Annotated in this window: 16 protein-coding genes and 1 pseudogene; 2 read left to right on the forward strand and 15 right to left on the reverse strand. The window is 37.0% G+C overall.

Annotated features, from left to right (window positions below; translation table 11 throughout):
• Positions 1 to 8 precede the first annotated feature (8 nt).
• The 10 genes and pseudogenes from AB3219_RS01160 to AB3219_RS01205 form a co-directional block, all read right to left on the reverse strand.
• Positions 9 to 1,433, reverse strand: a complete 1,425-nt coding sequence (locus tag AB3219_RS01160) for a PstS family phosphate ABC transporter substrate-binding protein (protein WP_236698994.1) — start codon at positions 1,431 to 1,433, stop codon at positions 9 to 11.
• A gap of 36 nt (positions 1,434 to 1,469) precedes the next feature.
• Positions 1,470 to 2,366, reverse strand: a complete 897-nt coding sequence (locus tag AB3219_RS01165) for a sensor histidine kinase KdpD (protein ID WP_260365526.1) — start codon at positions 2,364 to 2,366, stop codon at positions 1,470 to 1,472.
• Positions 2,363 to 2,551 carry a helix-turn-helix domain-containing protein gene (locus AB3219_RS01170; protein WP_336605427.1) on the reverse strand — a complete coding sequence of 63 codons (189 nt, stop codon included), beginning with the start codon at positions 2,549 to 2,551 and terminating at the stop codon, positions 2,363 to 2,365. Before AB3219_RS01170 ends, AB3219_RS01165 begins: the two co-directional genes overlap by 4 nt.
• 326 nt (positions 2,552 to 2,877) lie before the next feature.
• Positions 2,878 to 3,774: an IS3 family transposase gene (locus tag AB3219_RS01175; protein ID WP_311735503.1), complete on the reverse strand. Its 897-nt coding sequence runs from the start codon at positions 3,772 to 3,774 to the stop codon at positions 2,878 to 2,880.
• Positions 3,759 to 4,013, reverse strand: a complete 255-nt coding sequence (locus tag AB3219_RS01180) for a transposase (RefSeq protein WP_216754758.1) — start codon at positions 4,011 to 4,013, stop codon at positions 3,759 to 3,761. The genes AB3219_RS01175 and AB3219_RS01180 overlap by 16 nt, the downstream gene beginning before the upstream one ends.
• A 57-nt stretch (positions 4,014 to 4,070) precedes the next feature.
• The gene (locus AB3219_RS01185) at positions 4,071 to 4,427 is read right to left on the reverse strand and encodes a response regulator transcription factor (RefSeq protein ID WP_367369246.1); all 357 of its coding nucleotides are present in this window, start codon (positions 4,425 to 4,427) and stop codon (positions 4,071 to 4,073) included.
• A gap of 354 nt (positions 4,428 to 4,781) precedes the next feature.
• On the reverse strand, positions 4,782 to 5,390 hold the full coding sequence (locus tag AB3219_RS01190; RefSeq protein WP_260365525.1) for a response regulator: 609 nt from the start codon (positions 5,388 to 5,390) through the stop codon (positions 4,782 to 4,784).
• Between the two features lie 3 nt (positions 5,391 to 5,393).
• Positions 5,394 to 6,497: a sensor histidine kinase gene (locus AB3219_RS01195; RefSeq protein WP_260365524.1), complete on the reverse strand. Its 1,104-nt coding sequence runs from the start codon at positions 6,495 to 6,497 to the stop codon at positions 5,394 to 5,396.
• Positions 6,487 to 7,239 carry an ABC transporter permease gene (locus AB3219_RS01200; RefSeq protein WP_260365523.1) on the reverse strand — a complete coding sequence of 251 codons (753 nt, stop codon included), beginning with the start codon at positions 7,237 to 7,239 and terminating at the stop codon, positions 6,487 to 6,489. Before AB3219_RS01200 ends, AB3219_RS01195 begins: the two co-directional genes overlap by 11 nt.
• Positions 7,239 to 8,123: pseudogene (locus AB3219_RS01205) on the reverse strand (ABC transporter ATP-binding protein). Before AB3219_RS01205 ends, AB3219_RS01200 begins: the two are co-directional and overlap by 1 nt.
• Positions 8,124 to 8,220: 97 nt before the next feature.
• Here AB3219_RS01205 and AB3219_RS01210 point away from each other — a divergent pair.
• The gene (locus AB3219_RS01210) at positions 8,221 to 8,436 is read left to right on the forward strand and encodes a hypothetical protein (RefSeq protein WP_367369247.1); all 216 of its coding nucleotides are present in this window, start codon (positions 8,221 to 8,223) and stop codon (positions 8,434 to 8,436) included.
• Between the two features lie 181 nt (positions 8,437 to 8,617).
• On the opposite strand, the gene AB3219_RS01215 is transcribed toward AB3219_RS01210, so the two are convergent.
• From AB3219_RS01215 to AB3219_RS01230, 4 genes are all read right to left on the reverse strand, one after another.
• Positions 8,618 to 8,938, reverse strand: coding sequence for a DUF4260 domain-containing protein (locus AB3219_RS01215; RefSeq protein WP_260365522.1), 321 nt, complete (start codon positions 8,936 to 8,938; stop codon positions 8,618 to 8,620).
• 188 nt (positions 8,939 to 9,126) lie between these two features.
• Positions 9,127 to 11,556: an MBG domain-containing protein gene (locus AB3219_RS01220; RefSeq protein WP_260365521.1), complete on the reverse strand. Its 2,430-nt coding sequence runs from the start codon at positions 11,554 to 11,556 to the stop codon at positions 9,127 to 9,129.
• Positions 11,557 to 11,623: 67 nt separating this feature from the next.
• Entirely contained in the window at positions 11,624 to 12,772 is a 1,149-nt protein-coding gene (locus AB3219_RS01225) for a KxYKxGKxW signal peptide domain-containing protein (RefSeq protein ID WP_260365520.1), read from the reverse strand.
• A gap of 1,074 nt (positions 12,773 to 13,846) precedes the next feature.
• Positions 13,847 to 14,341 carry a hypothetical protein gene (locus AB3219_RS01230; protein ID WP_260365519.1) on the reverse strand — a complete coding sequence of 165 codons (495 nt, stop codon included), beginning with the start codon at positions 14,339 to 14,341 and terminating at the stop codon, positions 13,847 to 13,849.
• 204 nt (positions 14,342 to 14,545) lie between these two features.
• Here AB3219_RS01230 and AB3219_RS01235 point away from each other — a divergent pair, with 204 nt between their 5' ends.
• Positions 14,546 to 16,249, forward strand: coding sequence for a hypothetical protein (locus AB3219_RS01235; protein ID WP_260365518.1), 1,704 nt, complete (start codon positions 14,546 to 14,548; stop codon positions 16,247 to 16,249).
• 459 nt (positions 16,250 to 16,708) lie between these two features.
• Here AB3219_RS01235 and AB3219_RS01240 read toward each other — a convergent pair whose 3' ends face one another.
• On the reverse strand, positions 16,709 to 17,668 hold the full coding sequence (locus AB3219_RS01240; RefSeq protein ID WP_253953602.1) for a serine hydrolase: 960 nt from the start codon (positions 17,666 to 17,668) through the stop codon (positions 16,709 to 16,711).
• Between the last annotated feature and the right edge of the window lie 125 nt (positions 17,669 to 17,793).

Consider the following 17,793-nt stretch of genomic DNA (forward strand, 5'->3'; position numbering starts at 1 on the left):
ACAGATTTTTATTTCAGTCCCACATATCCTGTTTTGTTGATTAACATTTGTCCATCTTTACTTGTCAGCCATTTCACTATGCGCTGACTATTTTTTGTCTGGTCACGACGACTGATTGCATAAACATTTGCAATAAACGGGTATTTACCATTACGAATATTTTGGGTGGTTGGTGCATAGCCGTTTATTTTAAGTAATTTAACATTTCTATTTTGCTTCATCTGTGTGGTATAAAACCTAAAGGAATAACCAATTGCATTTGTATTATTATTGTAGCCGGCAACATCGTCAATCAAACCGCCCATTCCGTCTTCCTCTTGATATTTCATGGGTGTTGCGAGCTTTTTGCCTTGCATAACTAGGTTCTCCATAGCTGTTTGACTACCAGAATTTTTTGAACGTTGAAACGCCTGAATTAATGTGGGACTTCCACCAATACTCCACCAACTAATTATTTTTCTTTGATAAATAGCCTGTACTTGTTTGACCGAAAGATTAGTCACAGGATTTTTTTGATTGACAAGAAAAACAAATGCTTCACTCCCAATTTTCGTTAATTTGAGTTTCACATGTTTTCTATTTGCTAATTTAATCTGATCACTGGATGGAGCAGCCATAAAAATAACATCCGCTTTTTTATTGATCAAATTGTTAAAAGCCTTGGGCGTTGTGCCAACTTTAATAATCTTGTCAGCCTGCTTGGCATTCAAACCTGAATATAACGTCTGTGCCATCGCCGAATATATCGGATAAGCCGCTGTTGCGCCATCTAAACGTGGATAATGATGCGTTATTTTAAAATTAGATTTTTTATTTAAATGAACCAACTTTTTGCTTTCCCGAAAAGGTCGATATTGATTTAAGTTTAATTCGCTAGAGTTGCTCGTGTATGTATTAACGTAGTATTGGCTGCGAATCACACGTTGGTAAACTGGTACTAAACTAATTATTAAAACAACGATTAACCCCATCGGGTACTTTTTGCGTAGTTTAAAAGATTCTTTCAACGATAATTTGTAACAGCCAATTCCTAGAATTCCTGACCAAAATGTGCCAATGAAAAACCAAGCGAAATTGTTGTATAACGCTAATTCACCGGCAAACAAACTCGTTAAATTGTAGGGCATCGCAAGTAATAATGGATATAAATCGGTAATTTTCAAGTAATCAAAATTAAACATAAACAGTATCACGCTAAAAACACCTAAATAGTACCCTAACGCAATCAAAAGAGCTTTTATTTCTAGCTTGATTTGAACTTCATACTTTTTGTTATAGCGATACCAGTTTAATCCGTTAAGCAAAAGGGCCGGAATCATTGCCCACCACCAGCCGAGGCCAAAAACTCCGACGGATCCAACAATCAACGGTGCAATCACTAGACTTCTAACAAGTAACCAACACAAACTTGTTCGGTTAATTTTTCGTTTCAAAGCTATCCCTCTTCTTAACTTCCGTGAACTTCTTATTTACAAACTATTTTTGGTAAATTGTAAGATAATTGTAAACGACATGTTCTCCACATGAATAGCGACCGTTCCGTGCATAAGCTCAGTTAGTCGCTGCGTAATATACAGTCCCAGCCCAGCATTTTCAGATTTGCGTGCAAGATCCTCCGTATAAAATCGATTGGTTAGTCGCTCAGGATTTTTAATTGGTGTCGCGAGTGCATTTTTAAAAATCAACTCTAGTTGTTGATCATCACCCGTTAGTTTAATTTCTGCCATTTTAGTACCATGTTCCAAAATATTTCCCAGTAAGTTTTGAAAAATTCGTTGTAATGCATCCCGATCAGCCACCCACCAACAATTAGATTGAAGCTCTAATTTTAATTCGATTTTCTTGTTTGTATAGGCCTCATGCATTTCTAAGATCATTTCTTGTAGCAAATTAGTGACATTTATTTTTTGAAAATTAAATGCTAATTCATGTTCATTCAATCGATTGTACATTAATAACAGATCCAGATGCTTCGCGACACTGTTAAGATTTTGATCAATTCGTACCAAGCTTTCATGATTGTCGCCATTAATCGTTGGTTGCTTTAATAATACTTGTGTATACCCGCTAGCTACAGTGAGTGGCGTGCGTAAATCATGAGCAATATTATGAATGGCTACGTCTTCTTCATTCTTAACCTGATAAAGTTCGCGTTCACTTTGTTGATGTTTATTCAAAAGATGGTTAATTTTTAAAGCCAGGTTTCTCACTAAAGGATTTTTGGAATGTAAATTTAATTCTTTGTTAGTCGGATCTTTCACAATCGTATCTAATTGTTGAACCACGCGTCGCACATCTAACAAGACAAAGACTAAATAAACACACATTAATAAAAGGATGCCAATGATAATTCCTAAAATAATCATGCTAGTTTTACCCCGATTCCCCAGACGGTCGCGATATATTCATTGTCGGAATCTAGTTTTAGCAACACTTTTCTTAAGTTACTCAAATGAACGTTCATTGTATTATCATCATCGTAATATTCTACCTGCCATACCTTGCGATATAACTGTTCCCTGGTAAAAATTTGTTTGGGGGGGTTATTAATACGTTAAGAATTTCAAACTCCTTTTTCTTTAATTGTTCTGTTTTCATTCCGTTGGTTACCGAAAAAGTGTCTGGTAATAAGGTGATTTTTTTATATTTAACGACCGTATTTTTCTGCTGAGGTGCATGGTCACGTGGATTTCTGTCAAGAACGTGGACACTTTTTCATAGAATTTCTTTTTTGATATATTTTTAATTCAGTAACACCATTCGTTAATAATCTCAAGGCAAACCTCTGCGAGGCGCTTCCAGCGGCCTTGACTTATTAACGAATGGTATTGTTAATTTGGCAGGAAGCAATAAATTGCTTCCACACAAAAACACAACTTAAATACTTCCACTTAGAGCTCGTCGTTCTGCCTCATTTGGTGTAATAAAATTAAGGGCTCCATGAATTCTGCGACTATTGTAAAAGCCTTCAATATATTTGAAAAGCTGGATTCTAGCTGATTTAAAATCTTTGTATTTGTCTTTTTGTGGGTAAACATCTTCTTTCTTTAAGGTCGCATGAAATGATTCTATACCTGCATTATCGTATGGACAGCCTTTATGGCTGAAAGAATGTTTGATTTTAAGCTCTTTAAGCCTTGATTCAAACTCGTTACTTGTATATTGAGATCCTAGATCTGTATGAACAATCAGATTACTTGGCTTATATTTAATAATTGCCCGGTTAAGAGTTTTTAGAACTAGTTCATTAGTCATGTTTAAACTAAGATTCCATGAAATAATTTTTTTCGTGTGCAAATCAAGAATTGATGAGAGATACAGCCAACCATCATGCAAGGTGTGAATATAAGTTATGTCTGTTGCCCATTTTTGATTAATTGATTTAGTTGAAAAATCACGATCAATAATATTTTCCCGTTCTTCAATTTTTTGTTTCTTTGGATGCCAAGTATACTTTTTTCGAATGATGGAGCACAATCCTAATTCATGCATTAAATTGCCAATAAATTTTTCAGAAACTTTTTCACCACAATGTTGCAGCTTTTTAGCAATTTTAGGTGCTCCGTAACGACGTCCAGAAGCAAAATAAATTTCTTTAATCAATTTTTTAAAGCGTTTGCGGCGCTTTTCTTGATTCGATACATGACAAATAGAATTTTTATAAAAAGTAGAACGTGGGATCTTAAGGGCGTGACAAACATCACTTATATTGTGATTCTTAGCTGCCTGGTGAGCTGCGGTAATGATTGAGTCTGAAGCTAATTTTTTGCGAATATGGTCAAGACTTTTTTTAAGATTTCATTTTCCTCTTGAATCTTTTGATAAGCTTTTTTCAGTTTGAGATATTCATCCTGGCTGATGCCAGTTTGCTTATCTTTAGAATAACGTTTAATCCAAGCATAAATGTTTTTATCTGAAATACCATATTCGCTAGTAAGATCTTTTACCTTTTCCCCATTTTGATAAAGAGACACAATCATCTTCTTAAAATCAATATCATATTTAGTGGCCATATAGGATATCTCCAATCTTGATAAAGATATTCTACCAAAAGCTGTCCATAATTTATACTAGCTCCAACGTAACTGCACACTAATCCGGGCTTGAAGTTCTTCAATTTCAAACGGTTTAATCATATAATCGTTGGCACCAGCTAGCAACAATTTAGCCACATCTGCATGCGTGTCCAAGGCCGTCAAAATAATGATTGGTATTTTTGTATGCTGCCGCAATTCAACCAAAACTTCATCCCCACTTTTTCCAGGTAGCATTCGATCAAGTAAAACTAAATCAACTGAAGTTTGCTTGAAAAGTAGAAGCCCTTCTGTGCCTGAATAAGCACTGACAATGTGATAGTGACTGCTAAGTACTTTTATTAATAATTGTTGCATTTCACTATTATCTTCAATAATTAAAATTGTTTCCATACAAACACCCCTACTTCCATACCCATTATACGGTAAATAAAGCGTTTTCGAAATAGAACCTAAATTATCAATTGTATGTAGTTCATTTAATTTTTTTGTATAAAAATCTGAAACCCAACTTTTTAATTAAAAATACTCTTTTTATAAGCGTTACAGACTTTTTCTGCACCCACTATAAAAAGAGTATCTCAATTCTTTACTTCATGTAACTTTCGTTTTTAATTAATAACCAGATCATTTATCTTCGTTTTTTCGTCGCTAGCTTATTTTTGAACACAAAAATAGTTTGTTGGCCATTCAAAAGTTGCTTACTATAATCACGATTGTCCATACACGGTTACTTACTACTTAAATTCAATTCAACCATTTATTCTGTTTAGCTACCTTCACCGCTTCAATACGATGATGAACCCCTAATTTGCTAAAAATAGCTGATAAATAATTACGCACAGTCCCATCCGAAAGAAACAAACTTGCCGCAATTTCTTTGGTAGAACCGCCCTTATCAGCTTCTATCAGTACCGCCAATTCACGCTTGGTTAAGGGATTACTATCCGCCGATATCATATTTACTACCAGTTCAGGTGCATAAATGGTTTTTCCGGCCATGATTTGACGAATAACTGTAATCAAATCATCACTAGGACTATCTTTCAATAAATAACCGGCCACATACGCATTCACAGAACGTTCAAAATACGCTTTTTGAGCAAAAGTTGTCAGAATTAACGCCCTAGTTTTTAATTTGTTCATATGCATCTGATCGGCCACATCAAGACCAGTTAATCCGGGCATCTCAATATCTAAAATAGCCACATCTGGCTCCAAGTTTTGAATTTCTTGCCAGGCAGTCTTGCCATCAGTGGCCTTACCAACCACGTGGAGATCATCCTCTAGTTCTAATAGCTGTGAAAGCGCTGAGTTTAACATTCCCTGATCTTCCGCTAAATAAATTGTAATCATGCCTTACTCCTTTGGTAGCGTCAACGTAACCAATGTGCCATTACGATTTTGCGTTATCTCAAACGTACCTTTGCCTTCCAACATTCTAGCCTGCATTCCGCTAATGCCATTGGAACCACTTCGGTTAAACTTTCCACCACGTCCATCATCCTGAATGGTCACCTGATATTGTTGAGCGTCACTTGTGAATGTAACTTGAACTGAGTGTGCTTTGGCATGTCGAATCACGTTCGTTAAAGCTTCTGACATGGCGGCTGAAAATCGCCCCTGAATAAGGGTTGGCCATTTCAAGGCTTGCTCTTCACCAGTCGTGGTCACTAAAACAGCTACTTCGGCTAAATTCTTACTTTGCTCAAGCAATGTTTCACTAATGGATTTTTGATGTAAGTCATTCACAATTTTTCTGACCATCTGCAGATTTTGTCGACTGGTCGTTTCGATATCATCTAATTCAGAACCAACTCTTTCAGGTGCTTTTTGTAATAACTTTTTGGCCAACTCAGTTTTAATCGTGATCATCGAGAAACTTTGTCCTAAGGTATCATGCAAGTCCCGAGCAATTCTTTCTCGTTCATCCCTTTGTACAATTGTTTGTAGTCGTCGATTAGTTTGATGTAGTTGTCGTTGTTGAATCATGGAACTAGTCAGTGCATATGCAAAAAGCGGCGACACTATTGGAAACAACAATCCCACAATTTCAACATTATGAAAATCTAGAATTCCAGGATGATAACTATTTAAACGAATCAAACCACCAATCAAAAACAAATAATAAGCACAGGCAAACCAGTAAAACTGCTTTTTTGGACGACTCGCTAAGATTGATGAAATCTGCCATCCTGGAAAAATAATTAAATAGTTGTTAAAAGCAAATAAAGAAAATATGCCAGTTATCAAGATCTCCAGCGGCATGGTCACAACGCGCCATTTACGTACTTCGGTCACCAAGATATATGTGATTAAAAATAAGAGTGCCAGCAATAACCACCTAACATCACTTTCGGATTTGATTGGAAAATAGTCTGATAGCGCATATGGCAAATAAATCAGCCAAATGTAAATGGTCCATTCTCTTGTTATCCTGTTTAATCGAAATTTACTTAACACGCACCACACCCCATTCATGCACCACTTTAGGTGTCACGATTAATATCATGACTAACCCCAGACTCCATGCACAAATTCCCACAATTAAATTTATTTCAAGTTTACCACCCGTAGTAACCTTTGCAATCAAATTATTTGTAAAATAAGTCGGCATTAGTTTACCAATACGTTGCAGCCAGTCAGGGAGAAAATTAATTGGCCACCAAAGACCACTGATAATCGCCATTGGAAAAGTCACAACATTGCTGACTAAACTTAAGGTTTCATTATGGTGAATATTAGCCATCATTATTCCAATTAGTAGTAATGGAAATTGTCCAAACATCGCCACACCCACTAAGCCAAACCACTGTGTTAATGAAAGCTGGACATGATTCATAATTGTCGCAATTCCGCCAATGACCACAATAGCTAAACTACTCATTACCAAACTCCATACACCAACAGAAAGGTAATAAACCATTGGACCTTTCGGAGTTGCCTTAAGCAAGTTGACAAAACCCTGATCACGATCACGTTTCAGAATTGTTGCCATACTAAGAATGGCGCTAATTAGACCACTATACACCACCATGCTCCCCATATAGGTGACATAAAAAGCTTTTGATCCTGTTACAATCATCACACGTGTAAATAAAACATAAAATCCGGCTGGCATTAATAAAGAGAAAAATAGAAAATAAAAATTGCGTAAAATCAGGCGTTCACCATCAAACTTCAACTGTTTTATAAAATGAGTCATCATTTGGCCTCCTTTTTGGTTAATTGCATAAAAATTGTCTCTAATGATTCATGGGTTACGGTTATTTGATGAAGCCCAGCAAAGTTTGCAGTCAACCCATAGAGGGTAGCGTCCCCATTTGTACTTTTAAGATGAATTAATCCGTCCTCAATCACACTAGTAACTACTCCGGGCAGACTGGCAAACATTTCTGAGGATTGATCTGTTTGAAAAGTAATTTCTACATGTTGATGTTTTCTTTGCAGTTCGTTAAACGTGCCCTGAAAAATCAGGCTACCAGATTTCAATAATAATATTCGGTCAGCAACATCTTGAATTTCATTCAAATAATGACTGGTGATAATGATGGTCTTGCCTTGCTGTTTTAGTCACTCAATTTGTTGCCAAAAATTCTGCCGAACATTAACATCCATCCCCACAGTGGGTTCATCTAAAAACAACAAATTTGGATGACTTACTAAAGCGACGGCAAAGGTAACTTGACGCAACTGACCACCAGACAAATTGGTTAATCGTTCACGGGCAATTTGGGACAACTGTAACTGACTCATCAAATTGCTTGCGTTTAATGGGTTCAAATAATGAATTGCCACCTCTTTTAGCAACTCTTGAACTGTAATGTTTGGAATAATCATATCGTTTTGACGCATATAGCCAATCTGTGCTTTGGCAAATTTGCTTCCTGCCTGTTTGCCAAATAAAGTTAACTTCCCCGCTGCTGGATAAAGTCCTAACAAAATATTGATCAAGGTCGTTTTTCCCGCGCCATTTTCACCAATCAGACCAACAATTTCACCAGAATGAATTGTAAAATTAACATCTTTTAACACCTTGGTCTGTCCATAACTAAACTTTAAGTGCTGCGCTTGTATAAGGTTTTCCATGTTTTTCGCCTCCATGAATTAATCATATCAAGGAAGTTGCGGGTCGCGTAGTTCCATCCGTCATGAATTCATCATGACAAATGTCATAAAAAGCCAAATGAAAAGTCGACCATTTAATAGCCGACTTACTATTTCTGAATTCACGCGGTTAATTCTTTCAGATGTTACCAATAATAAATTTAATGTAAAATTTGAAATTGCTAACAACCGTGTAAATTCCAGTCTTGCAGAAGTGGTGCAAAATACTAATGACTCAAAAAAACTCAAAGCATATTCTGATGTAGCCTCTTTAGAAAAGGAATTACTTAACTAAATGCCTAAATTTGCTTTGATTCCTACAAAGAAAAAAGTTTAGTTTCACAGTAACCACAAATTGAAAAAAATAACTATCGTATATAGTCACCATTTAGTATTAGTCAATTCAGTCATTATGTTGGTGATTGCACACTTCATTAAGTGATTCATTTATCAAAATAAAAAAACGATCCTCAGAGTTACCCCCGAAGATCGACACCAAACATGCGATCCATAAAAATATGACTCAACCAAATCAGGCTGATCATCACTAAAGTGTCAGACTGTTGCATTAGTGCCACTGCTAATAATGGAACGGCCAGCAGAAGTGTATGACCAAGATTATAAACAAAATTACCAACTTGTTCATTCACGAGAAATCCGATCGCACTCACGTCAGGAATCAAGATTCCAATTAAAAACCAACTCCAACTATATTCATAGTATTTAAAATAAATGAATAAAACAGCAATCAATAGAACTGCTGCTTCAAGTTTTAAGAACCAGCCCTTTAATTTCATGTAAATTCACCTCACACATGTGCCAAATACAGTTATACCAATATATTCATAAAATTATATCTAATTTTGTATGCCTTTTCATTAGTATAACTTGAAACTAAGGTCACAAGTCAATTGAAACGACATAACAAAAAAGGTGCAAATTTCTATGATGAAATTTGTACCTTTTTTTGTTGTGTTACTTAGTCTTAATCTTCGTCATGTTTACGACGTTTGATTCCAAACAACGCTAATAGCATACCCAATAATGACACTCCGATAACTGCCTCGGCTTGATCATTATTCTCATCAGTTTGTGGCAACTTCTGTTGATTGGATTGACTAGATGTTTCTGGTTTCTTAGTTGCTGCTAACTTATCACTAACAACATTTGAACCATTCACGCCATTAGCTGTCTTCTCACCTGAAGTACCATTAACAGTATTATTGCCATTGGAACCACTAGTACCATTAGTACCGTTAGAACCATTAGAATTGCTACCGTTGTTACCAGTATTTCCATTTCCAGGAGTTGTCGGATTCTGTCCATTACCTGATCCGTTACCGCCAGAAATAGCTTTATAGGTAACCACAATCGTTGAATTTTCTGGTCGGGTCATTGTCGCACTTGGAATGAGTTCAGCAATATCGCCACTATTGGTGTAACCCGTTAGATTTGGTGTTTTAACTGCTTCGTAAATTCCTTGTGGCGTATATGAAACTTCACCAGTTGTCTTGTTAGTTGCAACCTTGTAAACAATTGTTTCGATTACATCTTGAGGTGTCTTACTACCAGCACCCGTATAGTGAATTGTTCGAGTAACAGTGATTTCACTATACTCAATTTTATTGACTGGTGTGTAAGTTACTGTCACTGTCGAATCGCTTGGTTTAGTGGTTGAAGTTGCGGGTGTAAGTGCCTCAACGTTGCCACTATCAGTAAATCCAGCAATTTTTGGTGTTGTAACTGCAGTATAGCTTCCTTGTGGTATATAGGTTGATATTCCAGTTGCTTTACTTGTGGCAACATCGTAAATCAAGGTTTGAACAACATCTTTAGGAGTTCGTGAACCAGCACCGGTGTAATGAATTGTCCGGGTAACAGTCACTTGACTATGCGTAATTACGTCATAGATCGTATACGTACCACTGACAAAACTACCATCACTAAAGTTGTAATTAGGATTTGCCGCCGCAACTTTTGCTTTACCGCTATCGTTTAAGATAACTTCATAACTACCAACATCGGTTGGAACCCCATCAACTACTTGACCAGTTGCCTTATCAATGAACGTAAAGTCATCATTTGTTAGATTACCAGGATCTTTGACATTGGATCCAGGTGCCACAACAAAGGTTGGTGAATTTTCACCGTAATATGACGTTGCATCACTAATACTGAAGGATGTGGATTTGTCTGATGGATCTGTAGTAATTGGATTAATCGTGTACTTTCCTGTGCCGCTTATTGAATCAGCACTGTACGTGTAATTCTTGTCGGCCGCATTCAGATGGTCAATCCCCGTTTGACTTAGGGTAACGTCATACGTGCCCACATTGGTGGGATCCGCTGAACTAAAGGCTAAATCGCCGTCCTGTAAGGTATACGTAGCACCGTTGCTCAAGGTAATCGTGTACTTCGGTAACTTAATCGTTCCGGCAGCACCATCGTACGTCTTCTCATCGGTACCAGCTATGCTGACGGTCGCATCGGTAATTGGATTAATCGTCACAGTTCCAACTGCAACATCTGCAGTTAACAATTTATAATTCGTATACTTTGCATTAATAGCGTTTTGAACCTTTGTCAAACCACTGTTAGTCAACTGGTACTCGTACGTCCCTGCATCAGTACCATCTGTGGTAAATGTAACATCTCCGTCACTCACACTTAGGTTTACTACAATCGAATCATCTGAAACACCAGCAATTTTGACAGTAGCAGTCAACTCCGAAGATTTGCTTGCTAATGTTGTACCATCATAGGTAAAGGAAGGTGAACTAAGTTTTGCTGTAACAAGCGAATCCAATACATAAGTATCTGGTGCTGTACCATCATAAGCGCTTATTGCAGTACTTGCTTGTGGTTCAGTTACAGAACCTGTCCCAACATTTACCCATTTAACGGCACTCGTGGTATTTGGTAAATTAACAGTTCCAACCTGAGTTGTTGTTACCTGAGCAGTTTTAAACTCTGCACCAAAGGTAATTTGTTTCAACGCTGTCATACCACTAAACATTGTATCCATATTGGTCACGTTACTTGTATTCCAGCCAGACAAATTTAATGATTCCAAACTGCTTACTCCAATAAACATATAAGTCAGATTAGTTGCCGAAACCATACTCCAGTTTTCAATTCCTTTAAGTTCAGTCAGGCTTGAATCTCCGTTAAACATAGAAGCAAATGAACCTGCAAGACTCATTCCCCAATTAGTGACATCTAGCGTTTTCAATGCCGAATCACCTAAAAACACTGATGAAGCTGCCTTGACACTGGATAAATTCCAGGTACCTGAACCCTCGATATTTATTAGAGCTGTGTCCCCCATAAACATTCCCTTAACATCAGTTATTCCTGTAAAATCTAAATTACCCGCTCCGGTTATAGATGTTATATTCGTTAACGATGCAAACAAATAATTAGCACCACCCGTTTTTCCACCTGATAACGATATTGTACCTTCAATACTAATTTTGCTAAATTTACTTTGATATTGTTGCCCAAGGTGAACTTGTTCCAGAGGGTAACGAGCTTGTCCACGTAATCGATGCTCCTGCTCCTAAATGCAGTATGCCATCTTCCGAAATATACCATTTAACAGTTCCATACATACCCTTAGCGAGCACCAGAGTTTTTGCAACTGTATCCACAGTTCCATCCACAGTGGAAGCAAACGGATCATCTGTGTAGATATAATCTTCTAGACCACTATCACCATATGTTCCAGTATTCGTATTTGTATCAACGTTACTTCCGGGAGTCCAGAAATCCACCGTGTCAGTCGCAGAAGAACTAGCCACTGCACTTGAACTAGCAGCCTCACTGACGGCTGCAGCTGACACCGCACTAAACGTTTGGCTTTCACCCGTTGCATCATTAGCAGCACTACCCGCAGATTGAGCCGCAGCAATTTCATCCGCTGTTGGATCAACCAAAGTTTCACCATTTTCGTATTGACTGGTAGCGCTTGCAGTTGAGCTAAAAATTGTGGAAGAACTAGTCGCATAACTTGAAGCAGAAGTAGTACTTGAAGCTGAATTTGAAGTGGCATCTGAACCTGTACTAGTACTTGCCGACGAAACTGAACTAACCGCAGAACTTGAAGTTGAACTGGAACCCGTTTGTGCTACCGCTTTTGAAATTGTACTTTCAGAAACACTCGCAGTAGAGCTTGAATTAGTCGTTTCCAAACTTGTGGTCGAATTTGAGCTTTCAGAAGCACTGGAGTCTGTGACCGCACTTGAAACAGAACTTGTGGACGAATTTGAAGTCGTCTTTGTTGTTGCACTCGAACTTTCATCCGTTTTTGAAACCGAACTCGTAGTTGCGTTTGCTTTCGTTGTGGCACTTGAAGCCGCACCTGAACCCTCGGTGGTACTTGAACTCGCTGCAGATGATGCACTACTTGCACTACTATTGCTGCTTGTTTGACTACTTTCAGAAATTGAAATTGGCGTTGTATCTGATGCCTGTACTCCCGGTTGACTAAGCGCTATGCCCACACTAAAAGTCAGCAAAGAAATGGCAGCAAAACACCAACCCTTACTGGTCTTAAACATCTTATAATGTCTTGTTAATCTACCAGTATCTTTCATTAATTGTAAATGCTTTTTTTGCTGAATTTTATTCATCATATGGCCTCCCTTATAACCAAGTACAAATCAGAAATCTGAAAATAATTATAATTTGCTAGAAATATAAAATTTTCATAAATAAGTGATCTTTTTGTAAAAAATCAACATTGGAAACATTTTGATTTATGTAAGTTGTTTCTTTTCTCAATAGTACTAATATGTTCTTTTTATTTGTTTCCAATCTATGGTTATAAACTTAGGTAAAACTAGTAATTCACTAGAATTTAACCCATTTTATGAAAAATATAGTCTACACTATAAATATAAGTCAGTGAAAGCGATTTTACAATCATTTTTTGGTTTAAAATTCTACTTTTTTATATAACTCACCTATTTTTTAAAAAAACTATTACCGGATTAGCGCAGTTTCTAGCTTTTTGTTTGTTTTAAATTAATAGTTAGTTACAATTAAATTTAAATAAGAAATCAACAATTATTAACCATTCAAATTTAAAATAGCTAAAGTAAAAAAATTATTATCACTTTTAAGTTCTGATCAGATTTACTATTTTTTATGCAACGAATTTTAACTATTTTTCAAAAAAGTAGCTCTTCATCGAAAAATCAATTTATTCATTATTCAATATTTAGATCACTTTTTTACACATGTTTGCTACTTTGTGACGTATGCACCATCACTTACGCTTTCATTAGCGTTATAGCGTATTGTAGACAAGTTTTGAACGGAAAAAGATTTACCCTTGATTCTCCTAGCTCACTTTAAGCTGGTTTCTATTGTTATCAGAACAAAATTTTCCATTTTCATTCTAAAACTAAAAGCTATTGATTATAATTAAGAATTAATCAGTTTTAAATCAAATCTGTTTAAATATGAAAGTTGTACGATCTGAATTGAAAAGAGAGGTAACTATGAAAAAACTTGGAGGAATTATTTTATTGGCCGTTAGTATGTTTATCATCGGATTTCTGTTAATGCTGCTGATTCTCCTTCTCAATTGGAAATGAAAATCAAAAAGTGTACCAGTAGTATGAAATCTTTTTTTAATGCTGAAAAAAAGATTCAGACTACTGACATAGCCCAAATCTTACTTAAACTCTATTCACCAAAAATTAACTAAGTTTACGATGCATTCCCACGTTTACTGCTACAGTTCCCACAATAAATAGAATAAATGCAAAATTAGAAGCAACTGCCAAAAGTGAAGCAGCGTTTAACAACTCAAACGCAATTAACACAAACGTCCATGATTGAATTGCGAGCCAAATAACCACACCATCAGCTAAGGATAAATTAAATAATTTAATATTTAAAAAATCTAAAAAAGCTGGAATTCGAAACTCAAAATCATTCACAATTTTACGACACAGATGCAAACTTACCAGACCAATTAAGACTTGAGCTAGAAAGAAAACAACCAGAATCGCAATCAGTGAATTAATTTGGTCACCGGTCACAACATTAATGGAATAAACCGGTCGCCCCCAGAAGTTAATTAACGTTGGAATCTGAGTCTGCATACTTTTCCCTAGAAAAAGCACAGTTAGTACCTCAACAAAAATATTCACTAACATAAACCAACTGAGTTTGTACTTAAATTTAATCATCGTAAGCCTCCATCCTCGCTTGTAGTATAATAGTTTTAATAATGTAAGCGCTTTATTTACAACTTCATTATACTAGCTATTCATCAATTAGCAAACTTCTAATTTCAGAAGTTTATTAAAAACTAGTGACGTAATCGTTCACATATGAGATCCTAAGCGTAGGTTGTGTCGTTATTGATCAACAAACTTTGGAGGTATGTATCAATGGTATATATAATTTTACTCAGTTTTTTAACCCCTTTACTTATCTGGACCGGTTTTATTGTCACTGCCGATCACACTGATCGCCGTACCGTCGTGACTAACGGCCTTTGGATTTTAGTAATCCTACTTATTTTAAAGGCCATTCAAACTTATGCTTGGTTGCCTTCTCGTAATCCACTTTCACTACTTGGCGCAAATTTAATCTGGGGTGCTGCCACCTTGCTAGCACTTTACCTGCTATGTCGGGTAAACACTAATTCCAGTTTTTTGCGCACCACGTTTGCAGCCGGTGGTTTACTGGTGATCTTATTAGTCGTCGTGGCTGGTGGAGAAGCTCATTCCGCTTTCTCTGTAAAACCAGTTGCCAAAAGTATCCAGTCTAAAAAAATTTCTAGTAAAGAAGCTCCCACTTTTAAACGGGGTGTCACTCCTGTAGCCCTTTCGCCCAAAACCGTTAAAAACCGCATGAATAAGAACATGAGTGACGTCCCAAATTCACAGTATTTTCATTTAGGTGATATTCAGGCTCAGTATTATCATGGCAAACCCGTTTACATTGCTCCCGTTGAATTTGATGGCTTTTTTAAATATATGTCAGCCAAACAACGTACGCCAGGTTATTTCATTATTGACGCCACTTCCGTGAGTGCCGAACCCAAATTCGTGCGTAAATCGATGAAGTATACCAACGCAAGTTATTTTAATAACAATGCGCAACGGCATATTTATCAAGATTATCCACAATGGTTAGTTGCCGACAACAGTGAACCACAATTAGAAGTAGACGAAAATGGCACACCTTACTATATCGAAACCACCTATAAATCTATGGCTTTAAGTCATCGCATAAACTACTCAAAATTGCATGTTATTGCAGTTAATGCGATCACTGGTAAAACCAATCTGTACACCTTGAAGACTTTACCGAAGTGGATTGATGAAGGAATTACTTCTGACGTCGCTGACTACATGAACACCGCTTACGGAAAATACCAGCGTGGTTGGTTAAATATGCATCTCAGTAAAACTGGTATTCAAGTCCCTACAAATAGTGAAGTCATTTCCACGTTTGATCGGCAAGGAAATGTTCAGTATTTTACCGATTTTACTAATCCTCGCTCGGATGCAGATAGTGCCTTAGGTTATTCCATGATTAATGCGCGCACTGGTCAACTAGTTTATTACAAAACTCACGGCATCATGGATTCTGATGGTGCTCGAAACAACGCGGACAATAATTATAAGGCCCAACAGTGGAAGTCTTCCATGCCCGTCATTTATAACATCAATGGTAAACCAACCTGGGTACTTTCTATTTTGGATAGTACCAGTGCCTTTCGAGGCTACTATTATATTGATGCTGCTGATCAATCCGTTCATGCCACCGGAAATAACGCTAATGAAGCTGTGGACAATTTCCGGCAGGCTTTGGTTGATAGTGGCGCTAGTGCTGGCAATACGGCAGGAACAAAACTTAAAACAATTACCGGTACGGTTGCACGGGCGGTTCTGGCAACTAAAGGCAGTAATCAAGTCTTACTCTTTACGCTATCCGGCAGGAACACCGTTTATACGGCCGATGGTGATGATTTTCAAAAAGCGTTGTTAACCCAGGCTGGCGATAAAGTTCGTCTTAAAGCTTATGTCGTTAATGGAAAATCAGTTGGTAACGTCGAAAAATTCACTAATTTAAATTTAAAATGATTTTTAAAATCATTCTATCTAAAGGTTGAAACCACAAAAGTGTTCATGGTAATAAAATTAGATTAAATTGCCGTCTTCCAGCAAATTTGGGCTGGAACGTAGTGGGCACGACTTGAAGCCGCAAACCACGTCTCCAAGCTCGGCCTTTATCTAAGCGAAACCCGCTAAGATAAATGTCACTACTGAGCCCATTTGCTTCCAGACTAAGTCTAATCTTTGCCACCAACACATCGATATAAAAGTTGTGACATCAATATTACTGAGCATTATTTAACATCAAACGTTCATAGCTCGTTCTAGACCAAGTGAGCCATAGGACGGCAGTTAAACTATTTTTTGAGTCTAAGTTGTTTAACAGCGGTTATTGACGTGATTTTGATACTTTCAACCTTTAGTTATCCTACAAAAAGAGGATCTCGAAATTAAACTAGTTTCGAGATCCTCTTATTTTATTGACGTTTAGTTTGCATCTGACCCGTACACAATCGTCTGCACCTTTTTAGTGATTTTTGCGATCTTTGGAAAACCACTAAATCCGCTCTGGTCATGACCATGCGTCATCACAACTAAAATGTAACGTTCACCATTGGGTAATGTGACAATACCGGCATCATTGTTCGTATCGTTTAAAAAGCCAACCTTATCAGCTACTTTAGTTCCACTCTGTGCTGAACTAGCCCCAGCTGGAATCCCAGTTCGATAAATTTGTTTACTCATTAAGCCAAGAATCTTTTGTTGATCACTACTATTTTTAAAGGGTCCCTGAGCTTGAATGAGTTTTTCCAATAAGAGCATCAAACTGTGACTTGTGGTGGTTGCCACTTTAGTTTCTTGGAATACCGGATTGTACCATCCTTGGTCTTTAACAAACTGATTGACCGTTGACATTCCATAACTTTGGAGTTTGGCATCCGCATAGGTATTATCACTATTCACAATCATTTGATAAAATCCATTCGTATTAGTCGCTGTCCAACTAAATTGACCTTTAAGCTTTTGATTCATCAGGAATGCACTGATAAATAATTTAAAAGTGCTGGCAGCCACTTCCGGTGTGTGCGCATTTGATTCGGTTGTTAAGCTACCTTCTTTATAGACTGCTGCATTCTTAATTTTCTTGGCATCTTTTTTTGAAGCTCCAAGATTATAAAAACTAACACTAGTTGTGCCATCTTTAGTAACTTCTTTCAAATAGCTTTGTAATTCAGATTTTATTTTTCGTCGTTTTTTAACGACTTGAGAAGTTTGTGGAGTAGATTCTGACTGCGCCGAGCTACCATTGCTAGCCGCATTAGAATTGGACTGCGCACTTCCAGAATTTATTTTGATATAAACCAATAGAATTAAGAGGATTCCCATGACCCATGGAAACGCCTTAAAAATGATTCTATTTATGCTTGGTTTTTTATTATTTCTCATTGATTTCAATCCTTATATTAGCACAGCCTGATTTTGCTTCCCCCCTAAACAACAGCTGCACATTCGTTTATGTACATTCTCAAGGATACTACTAAATTTGTCCCTTTTGTACCGGCTTTTTAAAG

Origin of the sequence: Pediococcus ethanolidurans (assembly GCF_964062635.1) — a bacterium.
GTDB lineage: Bacteria > Bacillota > Bacilli > Lactobacillales > Lactobacillaceae > Pediococcus > Pediococcus ethanolidurans.

What these genes read in the sequence shown, in the direction of transcription:
- AB3219_RS01165 (WP_260365526.1), bottom strand. Translation starts at nt 2,366, where the DNA reads ATGATTATTTTAGGAATTATCATTGGCATCCTTTTATTAATGTGTGTT.
- AB3219_RS01225 (WP_260365520.1), bottom strand. Translation starts at nt 12,772, where the DNA reads ATGAATAAAATTCAGCAAAAAAAGCATTTACAATTAATGAAAGATACT.
- AB3219_RS01240 (WP_253953602.1), bottom strand. Translation starts at nt 17,668, where the DNA reads ATGAGAAATAATAAAAAACCAAGCATAAATAGAATCATTTTTAAGGCG.
- AB3219_RS01185 (WP_367369246.1), bottom strand. Translation starts at nt 4,427, where the DNA reads ATGGAAACAATTTTAATTATTGAAGATAATAGTGAAATGCAACAATTA.
- AB3219_RS01190 (WP_260365525.1), bottom strand. Translation starts at nt 5,390, where the DNA reads ATGATTACAATTTATTTAGCGGAAGATCAGGGAATGTTAAACTCAGCG.
- AB3219_RS01230 (WP_260365519.1), bottom strand. Translation starts at nt 14,341, where the DNA reads ATGATTAAATTTAAGTACAAACTCAGTTGGTTTATGTTAGTGAATATT.
- AB3219_RS01215 (WP_260365522.1), bottom strand. Translation starts at nt 8,938, where the DNA reads ATGAAATTAAAGGGCTGGTTCTTAAAACTTGAAGCAGCAGTTCTATTG.
- AB3219_RS01200 (WP_260365523.1), bottom strand. Translation starts at nt 7,239, where the DNA reads ATGACTCATTTTATAAAACAGTTGAAGTTTGATGGTGAACGCCTGATT.
- AB3219_RS01210 (WP_367369247.1), top strand. Translation starts at nt 8,221, where the DNA reads ATGAAAAGTCGACCATTTAATAGCCGACTTACTATTTCTGAATTCACG.
- AB3219_RS01180 (WP_216754758.1), bottom strand. Translation starts at nt 4,013, where the DNA reads ATGGCCACTAAATATGATATTGATTTTAAGAAGATGATTGTGTCTCTT.
- AB3219_RS01235 (WP_260365518.1), top strand. Translation starts at nt 14,546, where the DNA reads ATGGTATATATAATTTTACTCAGTTTTTTAACCCCTTTACTTATCTGG.